At 45.4% G+C, this 26,451-nt stretch carries 25 protein-coding genes and 1 pseudogene; 12 read left to right on the top strand and 14 right to left on the bottom strand.

Annotated features, from left to right (window positions below):
• Positions 1-87: 87 nt before the first annotated feature.
• The 3 genes from CPY98_RS10215 to CPY98_RS10205 are packed head-to-tail and all read right to left on the bottom strand — an operon-like array spanning position 88 to position 3,230.
• Positions 88-414: a YdbL family protein gene (locus CPY98_RS10215; protein WP_025801326.1), complete on the bottom strand. Its 327-nt coding sequence runs from the start codon at positions 412-414 to the stop codon at positions 88-90.
• A 10-nt stretch (positions 415-424) separates the two neighbouring features.
• Positions 425-619 carry a YnbE family lipoprotein gene (locus CPY98_RS10210; protein WP_025801325.1) on the bottom strand — a complete coding sequence of 65 codons (195 nt, stop codon included), beginning with the start codon at positions 617-619 and terminating at the stop codon, positions 425-427.
• Positions 606-3,230: a YdbH family protein gene (locus tag CPY98_RS10205; RefSeq protein WP_096387575.1), complete on the bottom strand. Its 2,625-nt coding sequence runs from the start codon at positions 3,228-3,230 to the stop codon at positions 606-608. The genes CPY98_RS10210 and CPY98_RS10205 overlap by 14 nt, the downstream gene beginning before the upstream one ends.
• Positions 3,231-3,455: 225 nt before the next feature.
• On the opposite strand from CPY98_RS10205, the gene CPY98_RS10200 reads away from it, so the two are divergent.
• Positions 3,456-4,448 carry a 2-hydroxyacid dehydrogenase gene (locus CPY98_RS10200; RefSeq protein WP_043493177.1) on the top strand — a complete coding sequence of 331 codons (993 nt, stop codon included), beginning with the start codon at positions 3,456-3,458 and terminating at the stop codon, positions 4,446-4,448.
• A gap of 111 nt (positions 4,449-4,559) precedes the next feature.
• On the opposite strand, the gene CPY98_RS10195 is transcribed toward CPY98_RS10200, so the two are convergent.
• Both CPY98_RS10195 and CPY98_RS10190 read right to left on the bottom strand, forming a co-directional pair.
• On the bottom strand, positions 4,560-4,781 hold the full coding sequence (locus CPY98_RS10195) for a glycogen synthase (protein WP_040044977.1): 222 nt from the start codon (positions 4,779-4,781) through the stop codon (positions 4,560-4,562).
• Positions 4,782-4,888: 107 nt separating this feature from the next.
• Positions 4,889-5,428: a GNAT family N-acetyltransferase gene (locus CPY98_RS10190; protein ID WP_043493176.1), complete on the bottom strand. Its 540-nt coding sequence runs from the start codon at positions 5,426-5,428 to the stop codon at positions 4,889-4,891.
• 248 nt (positions 5,429-5,676) lie between these two features.
• Here CPY98_RS10190 and CPY98_RS10185 point away from each other — a divergent pair, with 248 nt between their 5' ends.
• Complete coding sequence (locus CPY98_RS10185; RefSeq protein WP_096387573.1) at positions 5,677-6,105, top strand: META domain-containing protein; 429 nt, start codon at positions 5,677-5,679, stop codon at positions 6,103-6,105.
• A gap of 88 nt (positions 6,106-6,193) precedes the next feature.
• On the opposite strand, the gene CPY98_RS10180 is transcribed toward CPY98_RS10185, so the two are convergent.
• Positions 6,194-6,457 (bottom strand): DUF333 domain-containing protein, encoded by a 264-nt coding sequence (locus CPY98_RS10180; RefSeq protein ID WP_040044979.1) that lies wholly within the window; start codon positions 6,455-6,457, stop codon positions 6,194-6,196.
• A 306-nt stretch (positions 6,458-6,763) separates the two neighbouring features.
• Here CPY98_RS10180 and CPY98_RS10175 point away from each other — a divergent pair, with 306 nt between their 5' ends.
• The 6 genes from CPY98_RS10175 to CPY98_RS10150 all read left to right on the top strand — a co-directional run bounded on the left by CPY98_RS10175 (position 6,764) and on the right by CPY98_RS10150 (position 16,425).
• Positions 6,764-7,420: an MgtC/SapB family protein gene (locus CPY98_RS10175; RefSeq protein ID WP_043493174.1), complete on the top strand. Its 657-nt coding sequence runs from the start codon at positions 6,764-6,766 to the stop codon at positions 7,418-7,420.
• A 318-nt stretch (positions 7,421-7,738) separates the two neighbouring features.
• Positions 7,739-11,272 (top strand): pyruvate:ferredoxin (flavodoxin) oxidoreductase, encoded by a 3,534-nt coding sequence (gene nifJ / locus CPY98_RS10170; protein ID WP_096387571.1) that lies wholly within the window; start codon positions 7,739-7,741, stop codon positions 11,270-11,272.
• Between the two features lie 434 nt (positions 11,273-11,706).
• Positions 11,707-13,758, top strand: a complete 2,052-nt coding sequence (gene aegA, locus CPY98_RS10165) for a formate-dependent uric acid utilization protein AegA (protein ID WP_096387569.1) — start codon at positions 11,707-11,709, stop codon at positions 13,756-13,758.
• A 349-nt stretch (positions 13,759-14,107) separates the two neighbouring features.
• Positions 14,108-15,250 carry a porin OmpC gene (gene ompC, locus CPY98_RS10160; RefSeq protein ID WP_096387567.1) on the top strand — a complete coding sequence of 381 codons (1,143 nt, stop codon included), beginning with the start codon at positions 14,108-14,110 and terminating at the stop codon, positions 15,248-15,250.
• 263 nt (positions 15,251-15,513) lie between these two features.
• Positions 15,514-15,795: a hypothetical protein gene (locus CPY98_RS10155; protein ID WP_046359089.1), complete on the top strand. Its 282-nt coding sequence runs from the start codon at positions 15,514-15,516 to the stop codon at positions 15,793-15,795.
• 213 nt (positions 15,796-16,008) lie between these two features.
• Positions 16,009-16,425, top strand: coding sequence for a DUF2000 domain-containing protein (locus CPY98_RS10150; protein ID WP_096387565.1), 417 nt, complete (start codon positions 16,009-16,011; stop codon positions 16,423-16,425).
• A gap of 56 nt (positions 16,426-16,481) precedes the next feature.
• Here the strand turns inward: CPY98_RS10150 and CPY98_RS10145 are convergent, their stop codons facing one another.
• The 7 genes from CPY98_RS10145 to CPY98_RS10120 form a co-directional block, all read right to left on the bottom strand.
• A complete protein-coding gene (locus CPY98_RS10145) occupies positions 16,482-16,856 on the bottom strand; it encodes a RidA family protein (protein WP_043493169.1) in 375 nt (124 codons plus the stop codon).
• Between the two features lie 27 nt (positions 16,857-16,883).
• Entirely contained in the window at positions 16,884-17,684 is an 801-nt protein-coding gene (locus CPY98_RS10140; protein ID WP_046359087.1) for a PhzF family phenazine biosynthesis protein, read from the bottom strand.
• A complete protein-coding gene (locus CPY98_RS10135; RefSeq protein WP_096388742.1) occupies positions 17,684-18,445 on the bottom strand; it encodes a transcriptional regulator in 762 nt (253 codons plus the stop codon). Before CPY98_RS10135 ends, CPY98_RS10140 begins: the two co-directional genes overlap by 1 nt.
• A 141-nt stretch (positions 18,446-18,586) precedes the next feature.
• Entirely contained in the window at positions 18,587-19,108 is a 522-nt protein-coding gene (locus CPY98_RS10130; protein WP_046449344.1) for a GNAT family N-acetyltransferase, read from the bottom strand.
• Between the two features lie 742 nt (positions 19,109-19,850).
• On the bottom strand, positions 19,851-20,261 hold the full coding sequence (locus CPY98_RS10125) for a hypothetical protein (protein WP_025801308.1): 411 nt from the start codon (positions 20,259-20,261) through the stop codon (positions 19,851-19,853).
• A 401-nt stretch (positions 20,262-20,662) separates the two neighbouring features.
• The gene (locus tag CPY98_RS20850) at positions 20,663-20,800 is read right to left on the bottom strand and encodes a hypothetical protein (protein WP_155397554.1); all 138 of its coding nucleotides are present in this window, start codon (positions 20,798-20,800) and stop codon (positions 20,663-20,665) included.
• A 23-nt stretch (positions 20,801-20,823) separates the two neighbouring features.
• On the bottom strand, positions 20,824-21,261 hold the full coding sequence (locus tag CPY98_RS10120; protein WP_096387563.1) for an isochorismatase family protein: 438 nt from the start codon (positions 21,259-21,261) through the stop codon (positions 20,824-20,826).
• 538 nt (positions 21,262-21,799) lie between these two features.
• Here CPY98_RS10120 and CPY98_RS10115 point away from each other — a divergent pair.
• The 4 genes and pseudogenes from CPY98_RS10115 to ttcA all read left to right on the top strand — a co-directional run bounded on the left by CPY98_RS10115 (position 21,800) and on the right by ttcA (position 25,043).
• Positions 21,800-22,054 (top strand): CsbD family protein, encoded by a 255-nt coding sequence (locus tag CPY98_RS10115; RefSeq protein WP_227658299.1) that lies wholly within the window; start codon positions 21,800-21,802, stop codon positions 22,052-22,054.
• A gap of 1,025 nt (positions 22,055-23,079) precedes the next feature.
• Complete coding sequence (locus tag CPY98_RS21105; RefSeq protein ID WP_071842627.1) at positions 23,080-23,337, top strand: DUF1883 domain-containing protein; 258 nt, start codon at positions 23,080-23,082, stop codon at positions 23,335-23,337.
• A gap of 558 nt (positions 23,338-23,895) precedes the next feature.
• Positions 23,896-23,964, top strand: a pseudogene (locus CPY98_RS21000) (hypothetical protein); the annotation flags it as partial.
• A gap of 140 nt (positions 23,965-24,104) precedes the next feature.
• Complete coding sequence (ttcA, locus tag CPY98_RS10105; protein ID WP_046459534.1) at positions 24,105-25,043, top strand: tRNA 2-thiocytidine(32) synthetase TtcA; 939 nt, start codon at positions 24,105-24,107, stop codon at positions 25,041-25,043.
• Positions 25,044-25,427: 384 nt separating this feature from the next.
• Here the strand turns inward: ttcA and zntB are convergent, their stop codons facing one another.
• Positions 25,428-26,435, bottom strand: a complete 1,008-nt coding sequence (gene zntB, locus CPY98_RS10100; protein WP_369828321.1) for a zinc transporter ZntB — start codon at positions 26,433-26,435, stop codon at positions 25,428-25,430.
• Positions 26,436-26,451 lie beyond the last annotated feature (16 nt).

Here is a 26,451-nt window from a genome sequence, read left to right as displayed (position 1 = left end):
TCTGGATAACGTCGTAAGCAAGAAATAAAAAACGCGCTCTGTTTGATCAGAAGCGCGTTTTTTGTGGCTGTATTTCTGTCACTCAAACTAGGGCTTTCGCAGCCACTGTCCATTGATACCGCGTACATACTCACCAGAGGCAGCGCGTTCCACCAGCTTCTGCCCTGCCATTTTGGCGACATCTTCCCGGCTGATATGGTTATTGTTCGCCACTTCCTGATATTTCTCGGCACGCCCAGTATTGATTTGTTGCACCAGAGCCAGTGTTTCTTTGTCCTGTTTAATAGCCACAATGTAGCCACTCAAGGTTTCACCCACGCGGCCTTGCTGCTTGGCCTGATCGAGCGTGAGCGCAAAAACGGCGCTGCTAAACAGTAAACCGGCACCCAACAGAGCGATTAACGACTTTCTCATCGGATTCTCCTTAGAACAGCCCCGACTGGGTTTTCAATAAATTCTCGACGTCTTTATCTACTTTGATATGAATTTCGTGTTCAATTTTGACGTTCATATTGATGGTAATCGGCTCTTTTGGCGCGGCTACCTCAATGCGGGGGATGCATCCCGTCAATGGTACACAGACTGCCGTCGCCAGTAGCCAAACCTTAAGGTTGCTCATGCTCACTCCTCGCAGGGGTTGAGAGGCTTTGCTCCAGCCACTCCTGTAAATTATCGCCAAAACGTAAACTCCGCCAAAGCTCGAAAATATTTTCTTCATGATGATAGTTAAGCACGACCTCACGGTGTGCGCTTTGCTGAGGATTCACGCCACGGATCGTCGCCGCCATGGTGAGTACCCCTAAATTACTTAAATTAACTTCGGCTCGCGAACGGCTGATCTCCATATAACGCAGCCATTCGATTGCAGCGCCTGCCGCCATGTTGTTAGCGGCCATCGCATCAGCCATATCAGGGTCGAGACGCAGCGTCAGCATAGACGCATTATCAATCCAGCCGTTGCGAATAAGCCATTGTGCATCTTTCAGATACAGCGGCAGCTCACCGTCTACCCGACCTGACATCGCAAACTGTTTTGGTTTTAGCGCGGTGAACAGCACGCTGAGATCGATATCTTTCAATCTCAAGACCGTTGACGCCGGTTGCGGAAGACGCAGCGCATCAAAACCAATGTGGCCTTTCAGCATATCGACACCGACGTTTGACAGTACCAACGGAGCGCGATCGCTATACGGATAGTAGCCCTGTAGGTCAGCCGAAATATTGCTCATTTCAAACAGGTTAGACAGGTGTTTAATCCGCAGGCTAATCGGCTGTTTAGCTCCCAACTGCCATACCTCATTTTTCAGACGATAGGCCATGATGAAATCTAATCCACTCATCTCTCCGTCTTTCAGCCACATACCGGCATTTTTCACCACCATGTGTCCGCCTGCCTCGAAGCCCTGTTCTCGCGCGGCCGAGAATGCCGCCTGTGCGTAAAAATCACCGTCGCGCAGCGTGATATTTAGATCGGGCGATAACAGCGGTTGGAATACCGCCGTGGGTTGTTTTGCCCACCAGGCTTCACCACGCAGTCTTTCCCCGTCCCAGCGCCCATTTAGCTTAATAGGGCCAATGCGTTCTGCGTGAAGATCGCCCTTTAATAAGAACTGATCCGGTGCTGTCCCGATAGCAGCAAGGTTCAAAATGGCATGCGGGAGATAACCGCCGTTTTCCAGCTCCACCTTTTGGGTATCAAGCATGAACGCACCGGTAAATTTCGGCTGTTTTTCATCCCGAACCCAAACGATCGGCTGACCAATGGTTAAACGCGGCTTGACCACCGTCATCATGCCATAGTGAATTTTATTAAATCCGGTCGAGAGCTGATTCAGGCGGATGGTATTTCCTAGCCATTCGCCACGACCACCCACGTCCCATTTCGCTGCCAACGGTGGTAAATCGCCGTTACCCCAATATTGCCACTGCCATTGGCCTTTATCAGGCATGAATTGCTGCGCCTGACCGTCTAGGTGCAATTTGAAATTACCCCAGTAGCTGTCTTTGACTTTCATGATCGCCTGCAAACGACCAGTCACACCTTCCGCGTTGAGCTTAATGCCTGCCAGCGGCCAACGCGCTTCTTGCAGCGTGGTTTGATCGTCTAAACGCCCCCATGCCCGCAGCAGTGAACCACTATCCAGCGTCAGCAAAGGATTCAATACGCTGCCGGTCAGTAAACCGGGGATCGACGCCGTTAAAGAAAGGTTTTGACTATTCACAAGACCGGTAACGCGGAATGCCATACTGCTATCGATCACGCTGAGTTTGCCTGGGCCAAGATTCACGACCACGTTACCTTTGCCGTGATTACCCTGCGTGAGCACGTTCATTCGCGCTTCAATTTGCGTTTGCTGGTAATTTTTATCCCAGTTGGTCAGGGTGAGATCGATACCGCCCTGCAACGGTTGCTGCGCATAAGGCCAACGCCACTGCCCTTTATTCACGTGGATCTCATGACGGCTCACCGTCCACGGCAAATCGGCCAACGGCGTTTTATCGCCCTTAGCAACAATCTTCAAATTACCTTGTTTGTTCTTCCATTCAGAAATCAGCAACAGCGGTTGCTCAACAAACGGCGTTTTGAGCTGGGCCTGCATATTGCCACTGCGCGGCAGTGACGCCAGATCCAGCGGTATTTGTAGCTCACCGTCCAGCTCAATCGGTTGATCTGTTTGAGGGACTTTTAGTGAAAGCTTTTTAACCGTCAGCTTTTGTTTGTCATCAAGACGCGCATCAAGGCTAAGGCGATCGCTACGGTAGCGAACCGTCTGCCCATCGGCGTTATTGACCACGCTGATGGCGCCGGCATAGTCCTGCCACGGGCTCACGACAAGATGATTTATCGCCACGTCAAACAGCGGTAAAGAGCGCTGAATTTTATCCAGCTCAAGCGGTGCAGAGGGAGTATCGGATGATGGGAGCTTTTCCAAACACTGGGTATTTACGTCAAGCGTGTCTGCCAGCATTTGCCAGCGGCCTTGCTGATAGCGCAAACGTGCCGCAGACAGATCGCCCAAACGACAATCCTCCGCTAGATAGCTTAGCCCCGGCAGATGCAATGCACCGTTCGACCAATACGGACGAGCGCTAAACTCCACACGCGTTCCGGCAGGAAGCCACTGTTTTATTACCCACGGTAGCCAATGTGCCACCGTTAACCAGAGAAACGTTAATGCCAAAAATATGGCGATCAGCGCTGCAAATAACCTTTTGAGCCACTTGATCATAATTCGCCTTGCTTTTTAATAATCTGCCGCAACATATCATAATAATGGATACATCTGAACGAATCGGGCAAAATCCTAGATAAATCTAGCCGTTGTGTTGAATTTTAGTTCAGCAAAAGTGCACGTTGAGGCCATCAGCTTATTTGTCATACTAAATGTCGTTCGCTTTGTCTGTTTTGTTCATTTTTGCTATCATGATCACACTTTTCTGGTGGAGAAACCCCTATGAAGCTCGCGATTTATAGTACTAAACAGTATGACCGCAAATATCTTGAACTAGTAAATAAAGAATTCGGTTTCGAGCTGGAGTTTTTTGACTTTCTGTTAAGCCCTAAAACGGCAAAAGTTGCACAGGGCTGTGAAGCGGTGTGTATCTTTGTCAACGACGATGCGAGCCGTGAAGTGCTAACCGAACTGGCAGCGCTCGGCGTTAAAATTATCGCACTGCGCTGCGCTGGCTTTAATAACGTTGATCTTCAAGCCGCCAAAGAGCTTGGCTTAGAGGTGGTTCGCGTACCGGCCTATTCACCGGAAGCGGTTGCCGAACATGCCGTAGGCTTGATGATGAGCCTTAACCGCCGCATTCATCGCGCCTATCAACGTACCCGCGACGCCAACTTCTCGCTGGAAGGATTGATTGGCTTTAATATGCATAACCGCACCGCGGGCGTTATCGGTACCGGTAAAATCGGCGTGGCTACCATGCGCATCCTGAAAGGCTTCGGCATGAAGCTGCTGGCCTATGATCCATACCCAAACCCACAGGCGTTGGAATTAGGCGCGGAATATGTGGATTTGAAAACGCTGTATGAAAAATCTGACGTGATCACCCTGCACTGTCCATTAACGCCAGAAAATCACCATCTTTTGGATGCGTCTGCGTTTGGCCAGATGAAGAACGGTGTGATGATCATCAACACCAGTCGTGGCGGCCTGATCGATTCAGATGCGGCAATTGAAGCGTTGAAACAGCAGAAAATTGGTTCGCTGGGAATGGACGTTTATGAAAACGAACGCGATCTGTTCTTTGAAGATAAATCTAACGACGTGATCCAAGACGACGTATTCCGTCGCCTGTCAGCCTGTCATAACGTGTTGTTTACCGGGCATCAGGCATTCTTGACCGAAGAAGCGCTGACCAGTATTTCTGAAACCACGCTCAATAACATTCGTACGCTGGTCAACGGTGAACACTGTGAAAATGTAATTAGCGCCTAAGTTCTGGTTTCAGCGATACCAAAACAAAACCCCAGTGCAAACTGGGGTTTTCTGTTTGAGGTTATGTGTTGAAAGCTTCGCACTAAAAGTGCGATAAAACCCTCGTCGAATTTAGGCGATATGCTCCACCAGCAATGCCTGACGATAATGTGCTAAACGCTGATTAAACAGCTCACGCTGCTTTGCCGACATGTTGCCACACACCTTGCTGGCATCCATCTCACGTCCTTGCGACTCCATTAACGCAATGCTGCTGGCTAAAAAATCCATATTATTTTCGCCAAAATTGTTTCCATCACTCGTTGAAACACGCTGTGCGGTAGTCTTCACCATCTGGCACACTCCTCTTTCTGATTTTGAAAAAAGGTTAATATGCTGCGTTGACTTAGTATCCCCTACACCGTGGCTAGAGACTAAACACTGCGTGCTTGTTTTTTGACCTAGACCGTGTTGGAGATCACATTATTACGCTCCATGATATAAATCATGTTGCCGTGGTAACCCGTCTCTTTACGTAACGTGAAGCCACATTTTTCAGCTAAACGAACCGAACGAACATTTTCTTCATCGATGATGCAACACACCGGCTTTTTTAGCACCTCATCCGCCCAGGCAAGAACGCACTTTGCAGCTTCTAACGCGTAGCCTTTACCATGAAATGAAGGAATAAACGTCCATCCCATTTCGGGATAGCGTAGGCTAGGTTCAATTTCACGATGATTTTCGGCGAGACCAATATTGCCAATGTATTGCTGTGTGCTCTTATCAAAAACGGCCCAATAGCCATAATTGAAAAGTGCCCAGTTACCTGTATAGCGTAACAGACGCTGCCAAACTTGCTCGGGAGTTTGTGGAGAACCACCAATAAACTTCACAATCTCAGGATCTGACCACATGGCGCAAAGGTCAGGAAAATCCTCAAGCCGGTGGGTCCGTAAAACCAGTCGTTCGGTCATTAAGACCGGCGTATCCAGCACCATAACATCCTCTGTGTGTTTATCTTTCAATATCTTATTCGTGGGATATTTTCATTTTTACTTCTGTTGATTTATAAACCGAAAGAAACAAAACAGGCAAACAAAAAACCTATCGCCAAGGTGCTTTTGTGAAGCAAAAGAAAAATCTGCTTTTAGTAAGGTATGTATCAGTTGGGGTAAACGAGTAGAATAGGCTTAGGTTTACGGTGTAAGCCGTCGATTATTCTGTAGAAATAGATAGAGGCAATACAATGAAATTTAAAACGCTAACTCTGGCATTAGGCTCGGTTTTACTTGCCGCGTGTACGACTCAGGCTCAGCAGCCGTTGCAACAAAGCGATCTCTTGCATCGCCATTTTGTCCTGCAAAGCGTAGATGGCAAAGTTATCACCGGTGCGAAAACGCGTATGGAGCCCGGTATTGAGTTTGGCGAAAAAATGCATGTTTCTGGAGCGATGTGTAACCGCTTTATGGGTCAAGGCGAGCTGAACAATAATACATTGAAGGTAGAGAATTTAGCCTCGACTCGTATGGCGTGTATCGATCCCGCGCGTGCGGAATTAGATCCGATCATCAGCGATGTGTTGAGCAAAGGCGCGGATATTTCTTTAGTGAAGGGCCAACTCATCTTGAAAAATGCCAAGCATACACTGGTTTATCAGCAGCGTGATTGGATGTAATTTCGACAATGCGCCCTGCCGGCTGGAGTCATAGCCGGCATCATCGTTTGGCTATCCCAATGATTGATAGCGGAAGAATACAGCAAGATTAGTTGGCGGGACAGGCACCACGGATTAATGCAGATTCGCCACAGCGTTTACCATCAGGTAATTGGCACATCCCGACCGAACTCCCATCGAGCTGGCTTGAAAGTGCCAGAGTGCCCCCCGCCAGCGCGCAATTTTCAGCCGCCGCGTTTGACATCCCGATACGCTGATGAACGTTAGCACTGGTTGCCTGCTGTTCAGGCTCACTGCTACATCCCGAGAGCAAAATACCTACCGCAAGCGCTAAACTTAACTTTGCTATCATTTCCACTCACTCCTCTCGCCGTGTTTTATTCAAAGTTTTTTATTTGTTGATCAATATTGGCTAGTACTTAATTGGCTGGCTCTTAGGTACATTTTTCACACATAACGCCCCTATGCCAACTTAATGTATCAACTAAATCGCTACAAAAAGCTAATAGCACGAAAATAAGGCCTTTTAGCCTGTTTTTCCCGTAGGCTGGTTAAGATAAAATTGCCGGCTACGTAAAGCTGGGCGTACTGTGAAATAATTATTCGTTTTTACGCTTAATCGTTCTGCAAAACAATAAAATTACAGCGAGAGGAACAAATGATTACTGATTTATTGCTACGCGTCGTATTAGCCGGATTTCTTGGCGGCCTCATTGGCATTGAACGCCAACTGCGGGCTAAAGAGGCCGGATTGCGTACGCACGTATTGGTCGGTATCGGCAGCGCCATGTTTATGATTGTCTCTAAGTATGGTTTTAACGACATCCTGATGGAATCACACGTTGGATTAGACCCGAGTCGTATTGCGGCTCAGGTGGTCAGCGGAATGGGCTTCCTCGGTGCAGGCACCATTATGATCCAAAAACAGGTCGTGCGCGGGCTAACCACTGCGGCCGGGCTTTGGGTAACCGCCGCCATCGGCTTGGTAATTGGCAGCGGCATGTATGCGATTGGCATCTATGGCACGCTAATGACATTAATTGTGCTCGAAGTTTTCCGCCAGTTGAGCAATCGCCTGATCGGTCATCACCACTCCATCATTATTCAATTGGTACCTGCCAGCGTGTCCGGCATTTTATTAGCGTTACAACAAATGCGGCTTAAACCGGGCTATTTAACCGTTAACCAGCACGATGTTGATACCGAACTGTGCGAAATGTCACTCGATGTCACGCTACGGCCAAAACAGGATATCAGCGAGGTCTATCAGAATTTACAGCAGGTCGAAGGCGTACATTTTATAGATATTCGCTAATAGACATCTCATCACGCGGCGTTATTTCGTTCTCCAATAAGCATTTTTTAATCACCTTATTGGAGAACATGACAGAATGTAAATTAATATTAATCCTGCCCTCCTTTCCTCTATTTTTTGTTACACAGCATCCATTGCGATGCCATGAAACTGACAAGCCCGCTAATTATGTTTTGCTATCATCATGCCATGATGAGACGTGGCTCGATTGTCATTGCTGCGTCCGGTGCAATATATCTTAGAGAGTTCAAGAGCAGCCTGCGCTTGCCATTTGAATGACCGACGGTATTACGTTGTGAGCAACAAAAGGTACATTTAATGATCACCACTGATGGTAATAACGCAGTGGCTTCAGTGGCTTTTCGAGCCAGTGAAGTTATCGCTATATACCCTATTACGCCAAGCTCAACCATGGCGGAACAAGCAGATTCTTGGTCAGGCGATGGACGCCGCAATATCTGGGGCGACATCCCACGCGTCGTTGAAATGCAGTCTGAAGGCGGGGCGATAGCCACCGTTCATGGCGCATTGCAAACGGGCGCTTTGGCGACATCGTTTACATCATCGCAGGGATTGCTGCTGATGATACCCAACCTGTACAAAGTTGCAGGCCAGCTAATTCCCTTCGTCCTGCACGTTGCGGCGCGAACCGTTGCAACACACGCATTGTCTATTTTTGGCGACCATTCAGACGTCATGGCGGTTCGCCAAACAGGGTGCGCCATGCTGTGCGCCAATAGCGTGCAGGAAGCACAAGATTTCGCGCTGATTTCCCATATAGCGACGCTTAACAGTCGCGTTCCTTTTATTCATTTCTTTGATGGTTTTCGTACATCTCATGAAATCAATAAAATCGTTCCGCTTTCGGACGACACCATTAAGTCATTGATGCCGCAAGACGCCATCGATGCGCACCGTGCACGCGCTTTAACGCCAGATCATCCGGTGATCCGCGGAACCTCAGCTAACCCTGATACTTATTTCCAGTCACGCGAAGCCACCAATCCTTATTACCAAGAAACCTATCAGCACGTCGCCGATGCCATGCAGGCATTTGGTGAGGTGACCGGTCGTCACTATCAGCCATTTGAATATTACGGTCACCCAGAAGCTGAGCGTGTTGTGATCCTGATGGGCTCCGCTATTGGCACCTGTGAAGAAGTCGTTGATACCCTTCTCAGCCGAGATGAAAAAGTCGGCGTGCTGAAAGTGCGTTTGTTCCGCCCTTTCTCTGCCGAACATCTGCTGAAAGTGATGCCAAGCACCGCAACACGCATTGCAGTATTGGATCGAACCAAAGAACCGGGCGCGTTAGCTGAGCCGCTGTATCTTGATGTAATGACTGCCTTGGCTGAATCATTTAGCCGGGGCGAGCGCAACACATTGCCTCGCGTTATCGGCGGGCGCTACGGACTCTCCTCCAAGGAATTTGGCCCTGACTGCGCGCTAGCCGTATTTAACGAACTGAAACTTGATAATCCTCGTCCACGCTTTACCGTGGGCATCTTTGATGATGTGACCGGACTATCTCTGCCGCTGAGCGACGAACTTCTGCCGCAGCGCACACGTTTGGAAGCGCTCTTCTATGGTTTAGGCAGCGACGGCACGGTGTCTGCCACCAAGAACAACATCAAGATCATTGGTAACAGTACTCCGCTTTATGCCCAAGGCTATTTTGTTTACGACTCCAAAAAAGCCGGCGGCTTGACGGTCTCTCACCTACGCGTGAGCGATAACCCGATCAATTCAGCCTACCTAATTAGCCAAGCTGATTTCATTGGCTGCCATCAGTGGCAGTTCATTGAAAAATACCAAATGGTCGAACGTCTGAAACCAGGCGGCGTTTTCCTCATCAATACGCCTTACAGCGCCGATGAGATCTGGCATAACCTGCCTAAAGATGTGCAAGCGTTGCTGCATCAGCGTCAGGCCAAGGTATACATTATCAATGCGGCGAAAATTGCCCGTGAATGCAAACTCGGTGCCCGCATCAATACCGTTATGCAGATGGCATTCTTCCATCTGACCAACGTGTTACCGAGCGACGATGCCCTTAAACTGCTGCAAGATGCCATCACGCGCAGCTATAGCAGCAAAGGCAATGAAATCGTTGAGCGCAACTGGCAGGCTCTGGCGGTTTCACGTACCGCATTAACGGCCATTCCGCTACAGCCTATTGATGACACCAGCGCCATGCGCCCACCGGTAGTCTCCGATGAAGCGCCTGATTTTGTGAAAACCGTTACCGCCGCCATGCTAGCTGGCTTGGGCGATGCTTTACCCGTGTCGGCCTTCCCGCCGGATGGCACTTGGCCAACGGGCACCACCCGTTGGGAAAAACGCAACATCGCCGAAGAGATCCCAATTTGGGAAGCACCGCTGTGTACCCAATGTAACCACTGCGTTGCTGCCTGCCCGCATTCTGCAATTCGTGCCAAAGTCGTTTCCCCTGACGAGATGGAAAATGCACCTGAATCACTGAATTCGTTGGACGTCAAAGCGCGTGACATGCGTGGACAGAAATACGTGTTGCAGGTTGCGCCTGAAGACTGCACCGGCTGTAATCTGTGCGTTGAAGTGTGCCCAGCGAAAGATCGCCAAAATCCTGAAATTAAAGCGATTAACATGAAGCCGCGCTTAGAGCATTTGGCCGAAGAGAAAGCGAATTTTGACTTCTTCTTAGAACTGCCAGAGATCGAACGCAGTAAAATCGAGCGTATTGATATCCGTACTTCACAGCTGATTTCACCGCTGTTCGAGTACTCGGGTGCCTGTTCCGGCTGTGGTGAAACGCCTTACATTAAGCTGCTAACTCAGCTGTATGGTGATCGCCTCCTGATTGCTAACGCAACGGGTTGTTCATCGATTTATGGCGGTAATTTACCGACCACACCGTACACCACTAACGCAGATGGCCGTGGTCCTGCTTGGGCCAACTCGCTGTTTGAAGACAACGCTGAGTTTGGTCTTGGCTTCCGTTTAACCATCGATCAGCATCGCCAGCGCGTTAACCGCCTGTTAGACAGCTTAGCTGAGCAGTTGCCGCCAGAGTTGCTTAATGAGCTTCATCAGCCCGACTTGCCGATCGAAGAACGTCGTATTCAGGTTGAAAAACTGCGTACAGAATTGCAGAAAATCGACTCTGGCGACGCTCGTCAGTTAATCACCGACGCCGACTATCTGGTTGATAAATCGGTTTGGCTTATCGGTGGTGATGGCTGGGCCTACGATATTGGTTTCGGAGGGCTCGATCATGTCTTGAGCCTGACCGAAAACATCAACGTATTAGTGCTGGATACCCAGTGCTACTCCAATACCGGCGGTCAGCAATCCAAGGCTACGCCATTGGGCGCGGTGACGAAATTTGGTGAGCATGGGAAACGTAAGGCGCGCAAAGATTTAGGCGTCAGCATGATGATGTATGGTCACGTATACGTTGCACAAATTTCTTTGGGGGCGCAGCTTAACCAAACGGTGAAAGCCATTCAAGAAGCTGAGGCCTATCCTGGACCATCCCTAATCATTGCATACAGTCCTTGTGAAGAGCACGGCTACGATCTGGCCTACAGCCATGAACAAATGAAACAGCTCACTGCCACCGGATTCTGGCCGCTCTATCGCTTTGATCCGCGCCGCAGTGATGAAGGCAAACTGCCGTTGGCGCTGGACTCTCGTCCGCCGTCCATCGATCTGGCAGATACCTTGCTCAAGGAACAGCGTTTCCGCCGCTTGAATACGCAAGAACCCGAAGTCGCTCAGCAGTTGTATCGTGATGCTGCTGCCGATCTGAAAAAACGCTTTGAGTTCTTAAGCCAAATGGCGGGTAAACCGATTACCGATAGCGACGAATAAGCATTCATTAGCGAGTAACCCTAAAAGCGATGTCATTTTGGCATCGCTTTTTTATTACCTCCATAAAGGTGATTAAATAAGCCAGCGCCAAATTTCCTAATATTCTTATTTACTATTTCAAGGCTGAAAGGTTTCAGTCTGAAATAATTAATTATCTGTTTTGATTATCAATAACTACATATCAAATAACATTCATGTGTCATTTTGATATCGCGAATAAACAAATCCAAAATCTATGACGATTGAAAATTGATTCAGCGCATCTTAGCTTTGTTATTGCTGCTCTTTTGAGCAATAACCATGGGGTAAATGTGATACGTTGCACAATTGGCTAATTCCTTAGCCTTCAATAAGTCATTTTCCCTAATCTTTGCATGCTATGTGCATCACCGGAACAAAACTAATAATTTTAACCGGACGTGGGTGAGGTCGTTATGAATCGATTTGTTATTGCTGATGCTAAAAACTGCATCGGTTGCCGGGCCTGTGAAGTTGCCTGTGTGATGGCACATAATCACGGCGAACATGTGCTAACCCCTGCACAATTCCAGCCAAGAATTCACGTGCTCAAACTTGAGCACAAACACACGGCGGTGTTATGCCGTCACTGTGAAGATGCACCTTGCGCCAACGTGTGCCCTAACCACGCGATCGAAAAACGTGACAACAGTATTCAAGTTATTCAAGAGAAATGCATTGGCTGTAAAACCTGCGTCGTGGCCTGCCCTTTTGGCGCTATGGAAGTGATTACCCAGCCAGCGCCCACCGAAACATTGCCTGACGGTGTTATCGCTAACGCCCACAAATGTGATCTGTGCGCAGGCGTCGCCGATGCCCCATCCTGCGTCACCAGTTGCCCAAGCAATGCATTAAAACTGATCGACGATGAAACGCTGAATAACCTGCGTCGCCAGCGTCAGCTGCGCGCCATGATGAACGATAACTCAGGCTTACTCTTTGACGGCAGCGCCAGCAAGGTACTCCAATCAGCAGCGCCTATCGTGATGCCGAATCGCTCCGCGAAGCCAAGTAAAGTACCGCAGATGCTGAGCACCCCTGCGCGGCATGACCCGGTGAAAAAGCCGATTGCAATTCGCAAGGCTACATTCGTTGAGATCTATCCCACCTTCAGTGAGGAAGAAGCCAGCGGGCAAGCCAGCCGTTGTCTATCTTGCGGAAGCCACAGCGTGTGTGAATGGACATGCCCATTACACAACCGGATACCGCATTGGGTAAAACTGGTCAAAGAAGGCCGAATTCTGGAAGCCGTTGAGCTTTCGCATCAAACAAACTGTCTGCCAGAAGTCACCGGACGAGTGTGTCCACAAGATCGTCTGTGTGAAGGCTCATGCACACTGGGTAAAGAGTTCGGCGCTGTCACCGTGGGCAATATCGAACGTTTCATATCAGACAAGGCCTTTGAAATGGGATGGACACCCGATCTTTCATATGTGAAACCGGTAGATAAACGCGTTGCGATTATCGGTGCAGGCCCTGCGGGATTAGGCTGCGCGGATATTCTGGCGCGCAACGGGATTAAAGCCGTCGTTTATGATCGTCACCCTGAAATCGGCGGGCTGCTGACCTTTGGTATTCCTTCGTTCAAACTGGATAAATCTATTCTGGCACATCGCCGAGAAATATTTACTGCGATGGGCATTGAGTTCCATTTAAACACTGAAATCGGCCGTGACATTACGCTTAATGAATTACTTGAGAGCTACGATGCGGTATTTGTCGGTGCAGGCACCTACCAATCAATGAAAGCCGGTTTAGAAAACGAGGACGCTGAAGGCGTGTACGATGCCCTACCTTTCTTGATTGCAAATACCAAGCAGGTAATGGGATTGCCGGAACTCCCAGAAGAACCCTACATCAATATGGCAAACAAACGTGTTGTGGTGCTGGGCGGCGGAGACACCGCAATGGACTGCGTACGCACCTCCATTCGCCACGGTGCAGAAACGGTAACCTGCGCCTATCGTCGCGATGAAGCCAATATGCCAGGCTCGAAGAAAGAGGTTAAAAATGCCCGTGAAGAAGGCGTTGAATTTGAATTTAACGTGCAGCCGCTAAGTATTGAAATCGATAATGATGGGCGCGTTACCGGCATTCGCATGCTAAGAACCGTTATGGGTGAACCTGATGCCGCAGGACGCCGTCGACCTAAACCGGTTCCCGGCTCCGAGTTCGTCATGCCTGCCGATGCCGTGGTCATCGCCTTTGGTTTTAACCCACATAAGATGCCTTGGCTCGAAGCAGAAAACGTAAAACTGGATCAATGGGGCCGAATTGTCGCCAGCGTCGAGACGGCTATTCCTTATCAAACCAGCAATAAAAAAATATTTGCCGGTGGTGATGCAGTGCGCGGTGCAGACCTAGTTGTAACAGCCATTGCCGAGGGAAGACATGCCGCCGACGGCATTATGACGTATCTCAACGTTCCCATTCAGCGCCCTATTATCACCCCAGAAAATGCGGCTTAAACATACATTCAAATTATAAATAAAAGCAGACTTCGGTCTGCTTTTTTATTATCAAAAGAGAAAACAAAGTGTGACCGACAATACAAAATAAGAAGTAAACCATTTGCAATTAAAAAATAACCCACATTGAATTAACTGAAAATTACCAATTGATTAATCATAGCTAAAGCATTCATTGATTCAATCAAGGTAACCAATGACATTTTTATTATTAATTCCAGTCATCTTATTACAAATTACATTTACAGATAAATGGAACTTAATCGTTAGCATCTAATGGCTGTAATGATTAATTAAAACCTATGATTAAGTGTTTTTTATTCACACGAAAAATAACAAGGATTTTATCATGAAAAGAAAAGTATTGGCGATGGTTATTCCCGCTCTGTTGGCAGCAGGCGCAGCTCACTCAGCTGAAGTTTATAATAAAGATGGCAACAAATTAGATTTGTATGGCAAAGTTGATGGCCTGCATTATTTTTCTGACGACTCAAGCAAAGATGGCGACCAGTCTTACGTGCGTGTTGGTTTCAAGGGTGAAACTCAGATTACAGACCAACTGACCGGTTACGGCCAGTGGGAATATAACGTTCAGGTAAATAACACTGAAGGTAATGGCAGCGACGGTAACTTCACTCGTTTGGGCTTTGCTGGCCTGAAGTTCGGCGACTACGGTTCATTCGACTATGGCCGTAACTACGGCGTGCTGTACGACGTTGAAGGCTGGACCGATATGCTGCCAGAGTTTGGGGGCGACTCTTATACTCAGGCTGATAACTTCATGACCGGCCGTGCAAACGGCGTGGCAACTTACCGTAATACTGGTTTCTTTGGTTTAGTTGATGGTCTGAACGTTGCAGTACAGTATCAAGGTAAAAATGACGGCACCAATAATGACAATGAAAAACTGAGCAATAACTCACGTGACGTTCAGCATCAGAACGGTGACGGCTACGGATTATCGACGACTTATGACTTCGGCATGGGTATTAGCGCTGGTGCAAGCTATGCTTCTTCCGATCGTACCGACCAACAAACCAATCTATCTACCGCTCGCGGCGACAAAGCTGACGCATGGACTGTTGGTCTGAAATATGATGCTAACAACGTCTATTTAGCGACTATGTATGCTGAAACTAACAACATGACGCCATATGGTGATGGTGATAGCAATCAGATTGCGAATAAAACTCAAAACTTTGAAGTCACAGCACAATACCAGTTCGATTTTGGCCTGCGTCCAGAAGTTTCCTACCTGCAGTCTAAAGGCAAAGATCTTTACACCGCTAACGCGCAAACATCAGCAAATAGCATTGGTGACAAAGATTTAGTTAAATACGTTTCTGTGGGTACAACCTATTACTTCAACAAAAATATGTCTACCTATGTTGATTATAAAATTAACCTGTTAGACAACGATGATAGCTTCTATAAAGAGAACGGCATCTCTACCGATGACGTAGTCGCTGTTGGTTTAGTTTATCAGTTCTAATCTTTTTTCGTTTTCTATTTCAAGCCACCTTCGGGTGGCTTTTTCTTTCCTCATTGTTATTAACAAAAAAATCGTATGTATTTTAGATTCAAAAATACAATATTTGTATTTATGTCATAAATGAAACCAATGCATACATAAGGCTACACTTAATGGATTTTATTCATAGTCGATAAGCGCGACAATGCGAACATCAAATATGGAAATTATCGATACCGCAATGGATGCCTTACCCATATTTTAATCTCATCATAAGGCATTATATGAAAAAGCTAATTTTATCCGTACTATTCGCTACAGTAACAGCCAGTACTGCGTTCGCCGCAGACATGCAGATCCCATGGGCCGACAATAGCGGCGGTACAGAAAGCACGCACATTGCAGCTCAAAATCAAGATTTAAACTATCAACATCAGAAAGTTACAAAAACAATGGAAGGCACTTGGGCTGACAACAGCGGAAGCATTTCTCAAGATGAACAGGCCCTTGTTAGCCACAAACCCGCCGTGGTTGCGGACCCTTCTTTGATGCCACATCAAGGCTAATGTTATGCCGCAACATATATTTGTTGCGGCTTTCTTTTTTTACACACCGCAACACTCTCCCACTAACATTCGAAATAAAAACTGATATCTTTTTTTAAACACTCATTTTTTCATCCAAATAAAAACATCATCGATAATAATTTTAATATAATAATTGAATCAATTCATTTGATTGTATATATTTAAATACATATATCTAAATGAGAAAATAAAATGTACGAAGATAACGAAAAGAAACTTTATGTTATTCTTAATCGAAATCATGAAGTCAGTACGCTGATGAATGCAGCCTGCCATCTTAGTTCTGGAATTACAGTCTGTGCCGAAGGAAACGTGTTTGATGAATATCAAAATGCCAGCAGTGGATTAAAAGCCAACTTGAGCCACTATCCTGTCGTTGTATTACAGGCTAAAAATAGTAGTCAACTGGCCACGGCGACTAAGAAAGCTAATGAAGCGGGTATTACTTATAATTTCTTTACGAGTACAATGCTTTCTCATTGCGCTGAACAGCAAATTTCAGACACGCTAAATACCGAACTCGATAAGCTAGACTTTATTGCTATTGCATTGTTTGGCGATTCTGAAGCACTAAAACCGATTACCAAGAAGTTTTCAGTGTATAAATAGAATTTCAAATATAAAAAGGCCTGCAAATTTGCAGGCCTTTTTATTATAAATATTGATTATTTTTTGATGACGGCCTGCACTTCAACCTCAACATCTAATCCCATCACAAGATCACAGCTAATTGCCGATCTCGCAGGAAAACCTTGCTTGAAATAGGTTGCATAGACTTGGTTAAATTCTGCGAAATGTTTCATGTCCGATAGCCAGACTGTCACTTTAACCACTGAATCTAAATCAGAGCCGCAGTCGCTTAATGTTTTCGCGATGCTTTGCATGATATTTTCAGTTTGCTCCGCAACGCTGCCGTAAATCGGCTTACCTTCTGCAGACATTGAAACCTGTCCTGATAAAAACAGAAAATCGCCAGCTTGTACGGCTTTAGCAAACGGAAAAGGTAATTCACTGGCAAATCGATGAATATTTATCGTCATTATTTTCACCTTTAGGTAAGTTAGAAATTAAACCGTTATCGTCCCGTGGAGATAAAGCACCGCTTGCCCGCTGATAATCACGCGCGACTCTCCGCTGGCGTGAGTATGCAATTGGCAACGTAACTGCCCTTTCCGTTTTCCACCTTGCTGAGCGGTAAGAATGCTCTTACCCATTTTCTCTGCCCAAATTGGAGCCAGACAGGTATGTGCAGATCCTGTGACAGGATCTTCATTCACGCCAACGTTGGGGCCAAACCAGCGTGAAACAAAATCAAACTGACTCCCTGCAGCCGTAACGACTACGCCGCGCACGGGATAGTTAGCTAGCAGAGAAAAATCTGGCTCAAGGTTTTCGATATCGTCAGGCGAATCTACCAGCACAATATAATCATCGGCCTTATAAACTTCACGAATAGGCACTGATAGATTGAGCGCCTGAGCCAACCCATCCGGAATATCAACCTGAACGGGATTTTTGGCAGGAAAGTTCATTGCCAAAAAATCGCCGTCGCGCGTTACACTCAGCACACCGCTACGTGTTGAAAAATTCAACACCCGGCTTTTTTCATTGAAATGGTTGAACAACACCCATGCTGTGGCTAACGTGGCGTGGCCACAAAGATCAACTTCAACCAGCGGAGTAAACCAACGCAGCTCTATCATTTCGCCATTACGCACAAAAAATGCGGTTTCAGACAAGTTATTTTCCGTCGCAATCTGCTGCAAAGTGCTGTCATCAAGCCATTCGTCTAGCGGACATACGGCTGCAGGATTACCGCCAAATGCACGAGCAGTAAAAGCATCTACCTGAAAGATTTCAATTTGCATTATTTTTTCCTCGATGATGTCTGAGCTTTGACGATAGTTTGGCTCTGTCTGATTTCTTCCAGATAGTTATAAATCGTATAGCGAGTGACACCCAGCGCCTTCGCGGCCTTCTCCACTCCGCCTTTCACAATAAATATGCCGCGATCCTGCATCTGACGTACAGCCTCTAGCTTAGCCTTCTTATTCATGGCACCGTTTTTCGTGCCGCTTTGCTGCATTGCGCCCTGAATAATTTCCGTCATCAGATATTCCATATCGGGCGGCTCTGATGCCTGATTTTCGTGCTGCGCGCCCGTCGCCAAAAGCTGAGCTAAACACGCCTGAGCAGCCTCAATACCGCTAACGTCAGAGTTAACACATAAACTGGCAAACGGATGTCCCTGAGCGTCACGGTATACCACTGTCGCACTGCGCAGCTTTTTGCCCGAGCGAGTCAACGTCTCATAACCCCCCACCACAGAAGGTTCATCGCTTGAAACGTCTTGGATCTCCTGCATCACAGCAGAAAAGCCCCTATCATTTTGCGGCCCCGCTAAAACAGAGCTGCCCACTTGGCGTCCAGAAACATGTCCATTCGCGATTGCCAATATTGAGTTCTGAGGATTAGTTAGATCATGCAATACGACTTCGGTATTACGTCCTACAACGCAACCCAGCATTTGCAGCGCGCTGCGTAATACTTTAACAACTAATGTACGTTCACTGATGATGGCCGGATCAGTGACATCAGAAATACAAGGATCGGTTACCGAAGTCTTCATAGAGGCTGAATACCAGATGGCGCAGAAGCGCATGCAGAGAATGGAGGATACAATATCAACGAAAAATCACTTTTTCAACATTATGTTGAAAAATAGGTAAAGCCACAGTTTGGACTTTACGGCTCGTAAGTGCGGATAAACCTAGCTCGTTACGCTAAATGCGGCATGAAACTCAACGGTACCCACTGGAACATGTCCTTTAAATGCCAAGGTCTGAAAATATTCAGCCGGAACCCCTAGCAAAACCAGCGAATCGTCGGCAACAAATCCAAAGCGGGCATAGAAGCCCGGCTCGCCGAGCACGACGCACCCTGCTGCACCGAGAGATTTTAATTCAGTAAGAATTTGTTTAACTAACATAGAACCAATCCCTTTTCCTTGGAAATCAGGAATAACGGAAACCGGGGCTAAACCATACCAACCTGACTCACCGCTGCTAATGGTGACAGGCGAAATAGAAGCGTGCCCCACGATGTGTTGATCACCGAGGCATTGAGTATCCAACGCCACCAGCGAAAGAGTGAGTGCTCCGGCATCTCTGAGCGCGTTAACGATCAAATGCTCGTTATGATCGGTATGTTCCGCATTTAAAAATGCGCTAGCGGTAACTGATTCTATGGTATCGATATCCTGCGGTGTTTCATGACGAAGCGTTATGGTCATTGGTGTGTTTCCCAACTATAAATTGCATAAAGATTGTTAAAATTATACATTTAATTTTTTAAGACAGTCATTCATTTTCACAATCAATCGTCATATTCTCCTCGCTGCTGCTTAAAAACTTGTGCAGCAAAACACTTAGCCCGCACTGACTATTACGACTAGTTCATTTTATATTAATTAGCATGGCGGGATATTTCCCTCGGAGATTAATTCACAACAGCAAAATAGCCTCGCACTTTGAATGGAAGGGAAATTATTAATTGTTTATTTAATTCCAATCGAATGCTGAGCAATAAGCCTATACACTCATTGCGTGGATATTAATCGTTGTGGCGATACATATCCATTACATATAAATTCGATATTAATTAAGGGCGCATTAATGAAAAAGATTATAGTATTATTGATTGTGACAATGTTTGGAACCACTTCTATATCTACAATTGTATGCCCCAAAGGTGAACATCCTTACGATGGCACAGGTTCTCATCATAAAGGCGGGTATTTTGCTTAGCATAAATACGCCTTTTTGATAGATGAGACTCTCTGTTTCGCTGAAGAAAAATCTAGAATAAAATTTTTATCAGAATTCAACGCTGCCCGGTAGCCAGTTCTCCCTCTTGGGCATAAGTCATGAAGAACTACGCTAGCGCCGGATTTTTGCATCTAACTAATAACCTATCAGACCTAGCTAGGAATATTTCCAGCTGTCATATAAATTGAAAGAACATCTAATATTTTGCTAAAAATTCATTTTATCTTTTAGAAGTTGAAAACCTGCAAACTTAAGCTTGGAGCAAAGCACATCGTTTCTCATACTAAGCGACATCGAGTACATTTCACGCGCATCAGGTTCCATGATGTTGCTATTTTCATCCAAAAATCGATATCCCTCTGCGATGTCATGATACGCAGCGGCAAGATCGTTATACTTAGTAGGATCTTCTTTCATCAGAAAGCTTAATGCTTCTAGGCACCCAGCTCCCGTTGTTACACCAAATTTACTTTTAACCACACTGCTATTTTGCGTATCATTGTCATTAATCATTGTTGCAGCATCGTCCAAAGAAATATCTTTGGGCTCTTGTACGATACATGCACTGAGTGTGAATGATGCTAATAAAATAACAAAGAACCTACAATTCATATTCATATGACAACCGTGCAATTGCTATTAGACAGATTATACATTTTTTGTATGCACTTTTTCTGTAAATCATTTTTGATTTAGTGTGAACGAACGAGGAAGTACAGCATTTATTCGTTCAGGTTGATTTTAATACATTCTAACTGAGGCTTACTCAGGTTCGATTCTTATTATAGATACGCCGGTATATGTATTATACACCGGCGCAAATTCGTAATAAACACAACATTTCGTCCATCAATACTTTGTAGAATACACGGTAAAACACCATAAACTTTTTTGCATAAGTTTATGTTTCACGCGCTACTAATTTCACGTGTGCTTTAGTATATTCGCGTCAATGCCCCCGGCTCCATGGGTACTTGATTTCGAGATGTGTGTTAGTCAATAAAAGTGAATTTTAACGATTATAATTTTGAAAACAAATCTTCAAAAAGATATTTATTCAGAATTTTACCCTCGTCAGAAGCCCAGCTTTTTGCTAATTCAGCAACAATCTGCAACGTAGAGACAGGAACGGCACCTTCAGCCTCCATACGGCGCATAGCTGCGTCTTCTGCTATTTTTGTTACCGCCCAGATGCATCCTGAACAACAAACACATCATAACCTTCACGAAGTGCCCTGATGGTAGGAAACGTTACACATACCTCAGTCGTAATTCTCGCAATAATAATACGGCGGCGTTTTGTATTTTTAACTTCTTTTTCAAAAGCAGGATCCATAAATGCATCGACAATGCCTTCACGTTTGATTCGATTGTCATAAATATCTGGGGCAATATCCCGCAACTCATGCATCAATGTCCCCTGAGCTTCAGTTTCCATACTAGTTGTCATAATCATTGGCATACCTATTGCTTTTGCGGCTTTAGTCAGCAATAAGGTATTTCTCTTCAGATCACGTAATGGAAGAGTATTTGTCCAACTCATCGTGCCGTCCTGATGATCTACTAATAAAAGCATCGCATTATCAGCAGTTAACAACTCATATTTTTCACGCTTCATTTTATTTCCTTTTAATTTAGTCAAGTAATAATCTAGTTACGAAGCGATAATGGGTCATCAGTATCGGCAATGAAAACAATATTTTTTAAACAACACCGATATAATTTTGAGTATAACTATTCATTGAACTAGATAAAAATTTCTGCTCCAACTATTTTAGTCACGGACAAATAAGCCCCTACTCACTCTATCTTTTTAATACACCTAGCAAATTTTTTTGACCAAATAGAGCAGGCGCTTGCATACGGACTGGCATAAAACTTATCAAATACCTGAACAGGCATACCTATATAAATACCTATATAAATAGAAATAGCTCGAACGTTGGAACCCGATGTAGCCGCTCGCGAATAACCAGTACAAACCGCGGGCGCGGTTTTATGATAACGAACAGAACCACTAAAGAGATTTAATCATTAAACCAAATAAAATCAATAACTTAAAACAAAAATTGATATTGCTATAGTCTTATAGCCAGCAGGATTCAAAATTCTCTTCTATACTGAATAAGTCGTTTTGTTTAATAAGGAGCTAATTTATGGGTATGTTCGAGAAAGCGAAAGGCGTGGCAAATGAAGCAGCTGGTCAAGTAGAAGAATCCTATGGCGAAGCGACCAATTCACACCAACATCGATTAGAAGGACAAGCCAGACAAATTTACGGCAAAGGTCTAGGTGCAGCCTCTGACGCGATGGATACAGCAAAACAGCAAGTAGAAACAAATCCTCTTGCCTCGGTGGCTATCTCAGCCAGTATTGGCCTAATTATAGGCTATTTGCTGGGTAGAAAATAATCTTTCGCCCCTAATTTAGGGGCTTTAGTTTTACATCGTTGATAATAAATTAAGTTAGTAATTTTATATTGTTAGCATTTCCCTTCATTCGTCGTGTTCAACATTTCGGTAAGCATGGTATCTGTGTAACTCATGTGCTGCTGTCCTCTGCTAATTGGTTTTTACATCGATAGATAATTGTAATTATCATCTAAAGTAATAACGTTCAAAACTACATTCCCTCTCCCCTCACAACAAACGCAAATGATTGAAATTATATTCATGCTAATAATATCCTTAAGACTCTTTTGTGCATGAGTACGGGGTTCGTTATCTACGGTTAAATACCTATGTGGAGAATTCCTAACAGTGTGAGACAAAATAATTATCTGCGATTTGTTTAACAAATATTTAGGAATGCTATTATTTGTATAAATATCTCAACGAGGGCAAAACATTGAACAATGCTGTTCTCACTGCAGCTTCAGTGATACTCGCTTTTTCAGTTTCTAACTGCGATATGGGCATTCTTAAAGAAAACAAGAACACACTTAAATCTATGTACAAGAGATTAGAGGTTAGAGAGAAATTGAAGTGCGGAAGTACCCCCTCTTGTTTTTTGATGAAGCACTAAGAAAACTTGTGGTTTGGCTTAAAAATGACTCAATCACCCGCTAGCTAGCACTTCAAAGCCGTATTCTTAGTTTTTGCATCTGCTAACCACCCCGTCTAATTAGCACCAAGTTCGGCAATGTAGCTCAGGCTGATACCCATATCAGCCTGCAGGCATGCATCGACTGAAACTTTGAGACATTACCTTTCTAACACCTCTCTTGTTACATTAGAAAAACTGCATACTTGTTAAAATAAAGTTTCTTTTTAGTTCCATTTTTATTGCGCAAACGTGTTCGAGCACTCATAATCCGATTCGCCATCACATTGTTTATCAAGTGCTGCTTATCAATTTAACATTTCCCTATTTAGCTTTTTGGCACCCTTGCTTGAATTCGGATGCAAGGGCCTTTTCTCTTTTATAGGTTTTTTCTATGCCACACAGAAAACTGTTTCTACAGCAAAATTCGCTCTTACTTGTAACCTGCTCGCAGCCAGCGATGGTTTTGCTCATGGATGAGCGTAATTATCACTCATACAATGATGGAGATGGGGCTAGCTACTTCGGAGGGTATTTTTGTAACTTCCCAGCAAATATTGACATTCCTCTGGAAGGAATATGGAACGTCGTTATAGAACCAGCGCACTACCAAACAGGCTCAAAATTAACGTATAGTCTCAATGTTCAATAGTTTTAACCGTTAGCCCCGAGCTAAATACAACCAACAAAAATCGTCAGATAGCGCCTGTTGATGATTGATTTAGCATGGGGCCTAGCATGAACTGCTCAAAATAAGCATCTCAAGCTGAATTAATCAATGAGTCTCCAAGATTGAATGAAACTGTTTTAAATAAATGCTCTAAACGATGTAATTCAATATCTTCCTTTAAGAAAATATAGTTGTGGTGATCGTTAAAAAGTATTGGGACAGCCCATATGATAATTTTAACGAGGAGCACCATCATCAGCATTGTTGCAACAAAACCGATAAAAAGAATCGCTGAACAGCAGATTACACATGCAAATTTCTTCATTTAAGTTAAAAAAGTCAGTTATTTGACTTAAACCATACAATTACCAAGATAAACAATTTACATACGACAGTAAAATTCATCATACAAAAATTATTAGAAATAGCTTTTTCGCGATACAACCGTTTGAACTGTCTATTATTTATCTATAAAAACGAAATAATAAACTCTACGAAGCACTCTGCGCTTATGCTTAAAGAAAAGACTACCGTCATTTCGGGGCAATGTGGAACAAAGCTGTAAAACTCGCTGGAATTCGTCGCCGTAATCCGTACCATACACGCCACGAAGCAGAACTGGCGATAGCCGCGTAGGTTAGATGCAGTTGGCCTTGCCCATCAGGCCTGATAGTCTGCCAGATCAGAAAATGATTATTGCACGTTGGGTGCCTAACCCTGCGAGCCTCATAACACCGGATACATATTCAATGTCAGAAGAACAAACCATCAACAAGAAAGAACAATACAATCTCAACAAGCTACAAAAACGCCTGCGCCGCAACGTGGGTGAAGCCATCGTCGATTACAACATGATCGAAGAAGGCGACCGTATTATGGTTTGCTTATCCGGTGGCAAAGACAGCTACACCATGCTGGAAATCCTGCGCAACCTGCAACAAAGTGCACCTATCAATTTCAGCTTGGTCGCCGTGAATCTGGATCAGAAACAGCCTGGTTTCCCCGAAGATATCCTGCCTGCCTATTTAGACAGCATCGGCGTGGAATATAAAATCGTAGAAGAAAATACCTATGGCATAGTTAAAGAAAAGATTCCAGAAGGCAAAACTACCTGCTCGCTCTGCTCTCGTCTACGTCGTGGGATCTTGTACCGCACCGCGACCGAACTGGGCGCCACTAAGATTGCATTAGGCCATCATCGTGATGACATGCTGCAAACGCTGTTCTTAAACATGTTCTACGGCGGCAAGCTGAAAGGTATGCCACCTAAATTGATGAGTGATGACGGCAAGCACATCGTCATTCGTCCGCTGGCTTACTGCCGCGAAAAAGATATTGAACGTTTCGCTGAGGCACGCGCTTTCCCAATCATCCCGTGCAACCTGTGTGGCTCACAGCCGAACTTACAGCGTCAGGTCATCAAAGATATGCTGCGTGATTGGGATCGTCGTCATCCAGGCCGCATCGAAACCATGTTTAGCGCAATGCAGAACGTAGTACCTTCGCATCTTGCTGATATTAATCTGTTTGATTTTAAAGGCATTCAGCACGGTGGCGAAGTTGTCGACGGCGGTGATTTGGCTTTTGACCGCGAAGAGTTGCCGCTAATCCCCGTCGGATTGGCTGATGATGAAGATGCACCAAACTTCGATAACGCGGTACGTTTGGACGTCGTTGAAGTGAAATGATGGTTCATAGATAGATTAAACGCCGCGTAAAGCGGCGTTTTTTTATACCGAAAATTCAGATCCTGAATATAAAAGAGCCTAATTAGCGCCATTAGTCTCTTTGTATCGATGACCTGTTTTTATATACAGTTATCATATTACAGACAAAAAAATGCCGACTAAAAGTCGGCATGTTACGAATTAAATGTGCTATGCAATAATTCAAAAAATTAGGAAGTAAGACAATATGGAGCGCAACGCCCATCGCTTGGCGTTGCATTCACCTGCGAAATGAAGTTTGCCCTACCTCTAAAGGATAAATGTTGATATGGCTCAATATCGCGGGCTGTTTTGGCTATTCATACCGATTTCTTTGATTTGCCACAAAAATTTCGCCGTGAGCTTTTACAACCATTTACTGCGTTTTAACCAGACCACAACGAAAATACACAATAAAACTAGCAAAAAGCAGAACGTGGCAAACGCAACCGGCGACGTATTGCCAGGAATACCACCTAAGTTCACCCCAAACAGCCCAGTTAAAAACGTCGTTGGCAGGAAAAGCATGGCCAGCAACGACATCGTATAGGTACGGCGGTTCATGGCATCCGCCATCAGGTTTGAAATTTCATCAGCCAGAATAGCAGTACGCGCAATGCTGCCGTCTAAGTCATCCAAGCCACGGCCTAGACGATCTGAAATATCCTGCATGCGGCGACGATCGTCATCGGTCATCCACGGTAAACGCTCACTGGCCAAGCGGGCAAAAACATCACGCTGTGGAGCCATATAGCGACGTAGCACAATCAGCTGTTTGCGAATTAGCGCAAGCTGTCCACGCTCAGGAACCTGTTGGTCGAGCAGATTATCTTCAAGATCGATAATTTTGTCATGCAGGTCTTCAATGAATTCGCTGGCATGGTCAGTTAACGCATCCGCGACCTGTACTAATAAATCACCACTGCTTACTGGACCAGTGCCGTTTTGCAGATCGGTCAGCACTTCGTCAATGGCATACACTTTACGATGGCGCGTCGACACCACCAGCTTGCCCGTCATATAGAGACGTATCACCACTAATTGGTCGGGACGTGAGTCATTATTAAAGTTAATGCTACGCAGCGTAATCATGGTGCCATCGCCCAAGCGAGTCACCCGCGGACGCATGCTTTCCCCTGCCAGACATTCGCGAACGGAGTCAGGTAACAGCACAGAGCTTGTCAGCCAGCGTTGTGTTTCTTCGCGAGCATAGTCCAAATGCAGCCAGCAAGGATGCTCGCAGGTCGCCTGCGTGAGATCCGTAACCGGAATGCTTCCGCCTTTGCCGTCGAGCTGCAAAGCATAAACAGCATCCTGAATTTTTAACTGTTCACCCGAAATGACATTAGTATCAGTCACGGCATCCTCTTTCAGTCGCAAAAAAACGATA

It is taken from the genome of Hafnia sp. CBA7124 (assembly GCF_002355555.1).
Taxonomy (GTDB): domain Bacteria; phylum Pseudomonadota; class Gammaproteobacteria; order Enterobacterales; family Enterobacteriaceae; genus Hafnia; species Hafnia alvei.
The sequence above is the reverse complement of the archived record's forward strand: the minus strand, read 5'-3'. Positions and strand labels throughout refer to the sequence as shown.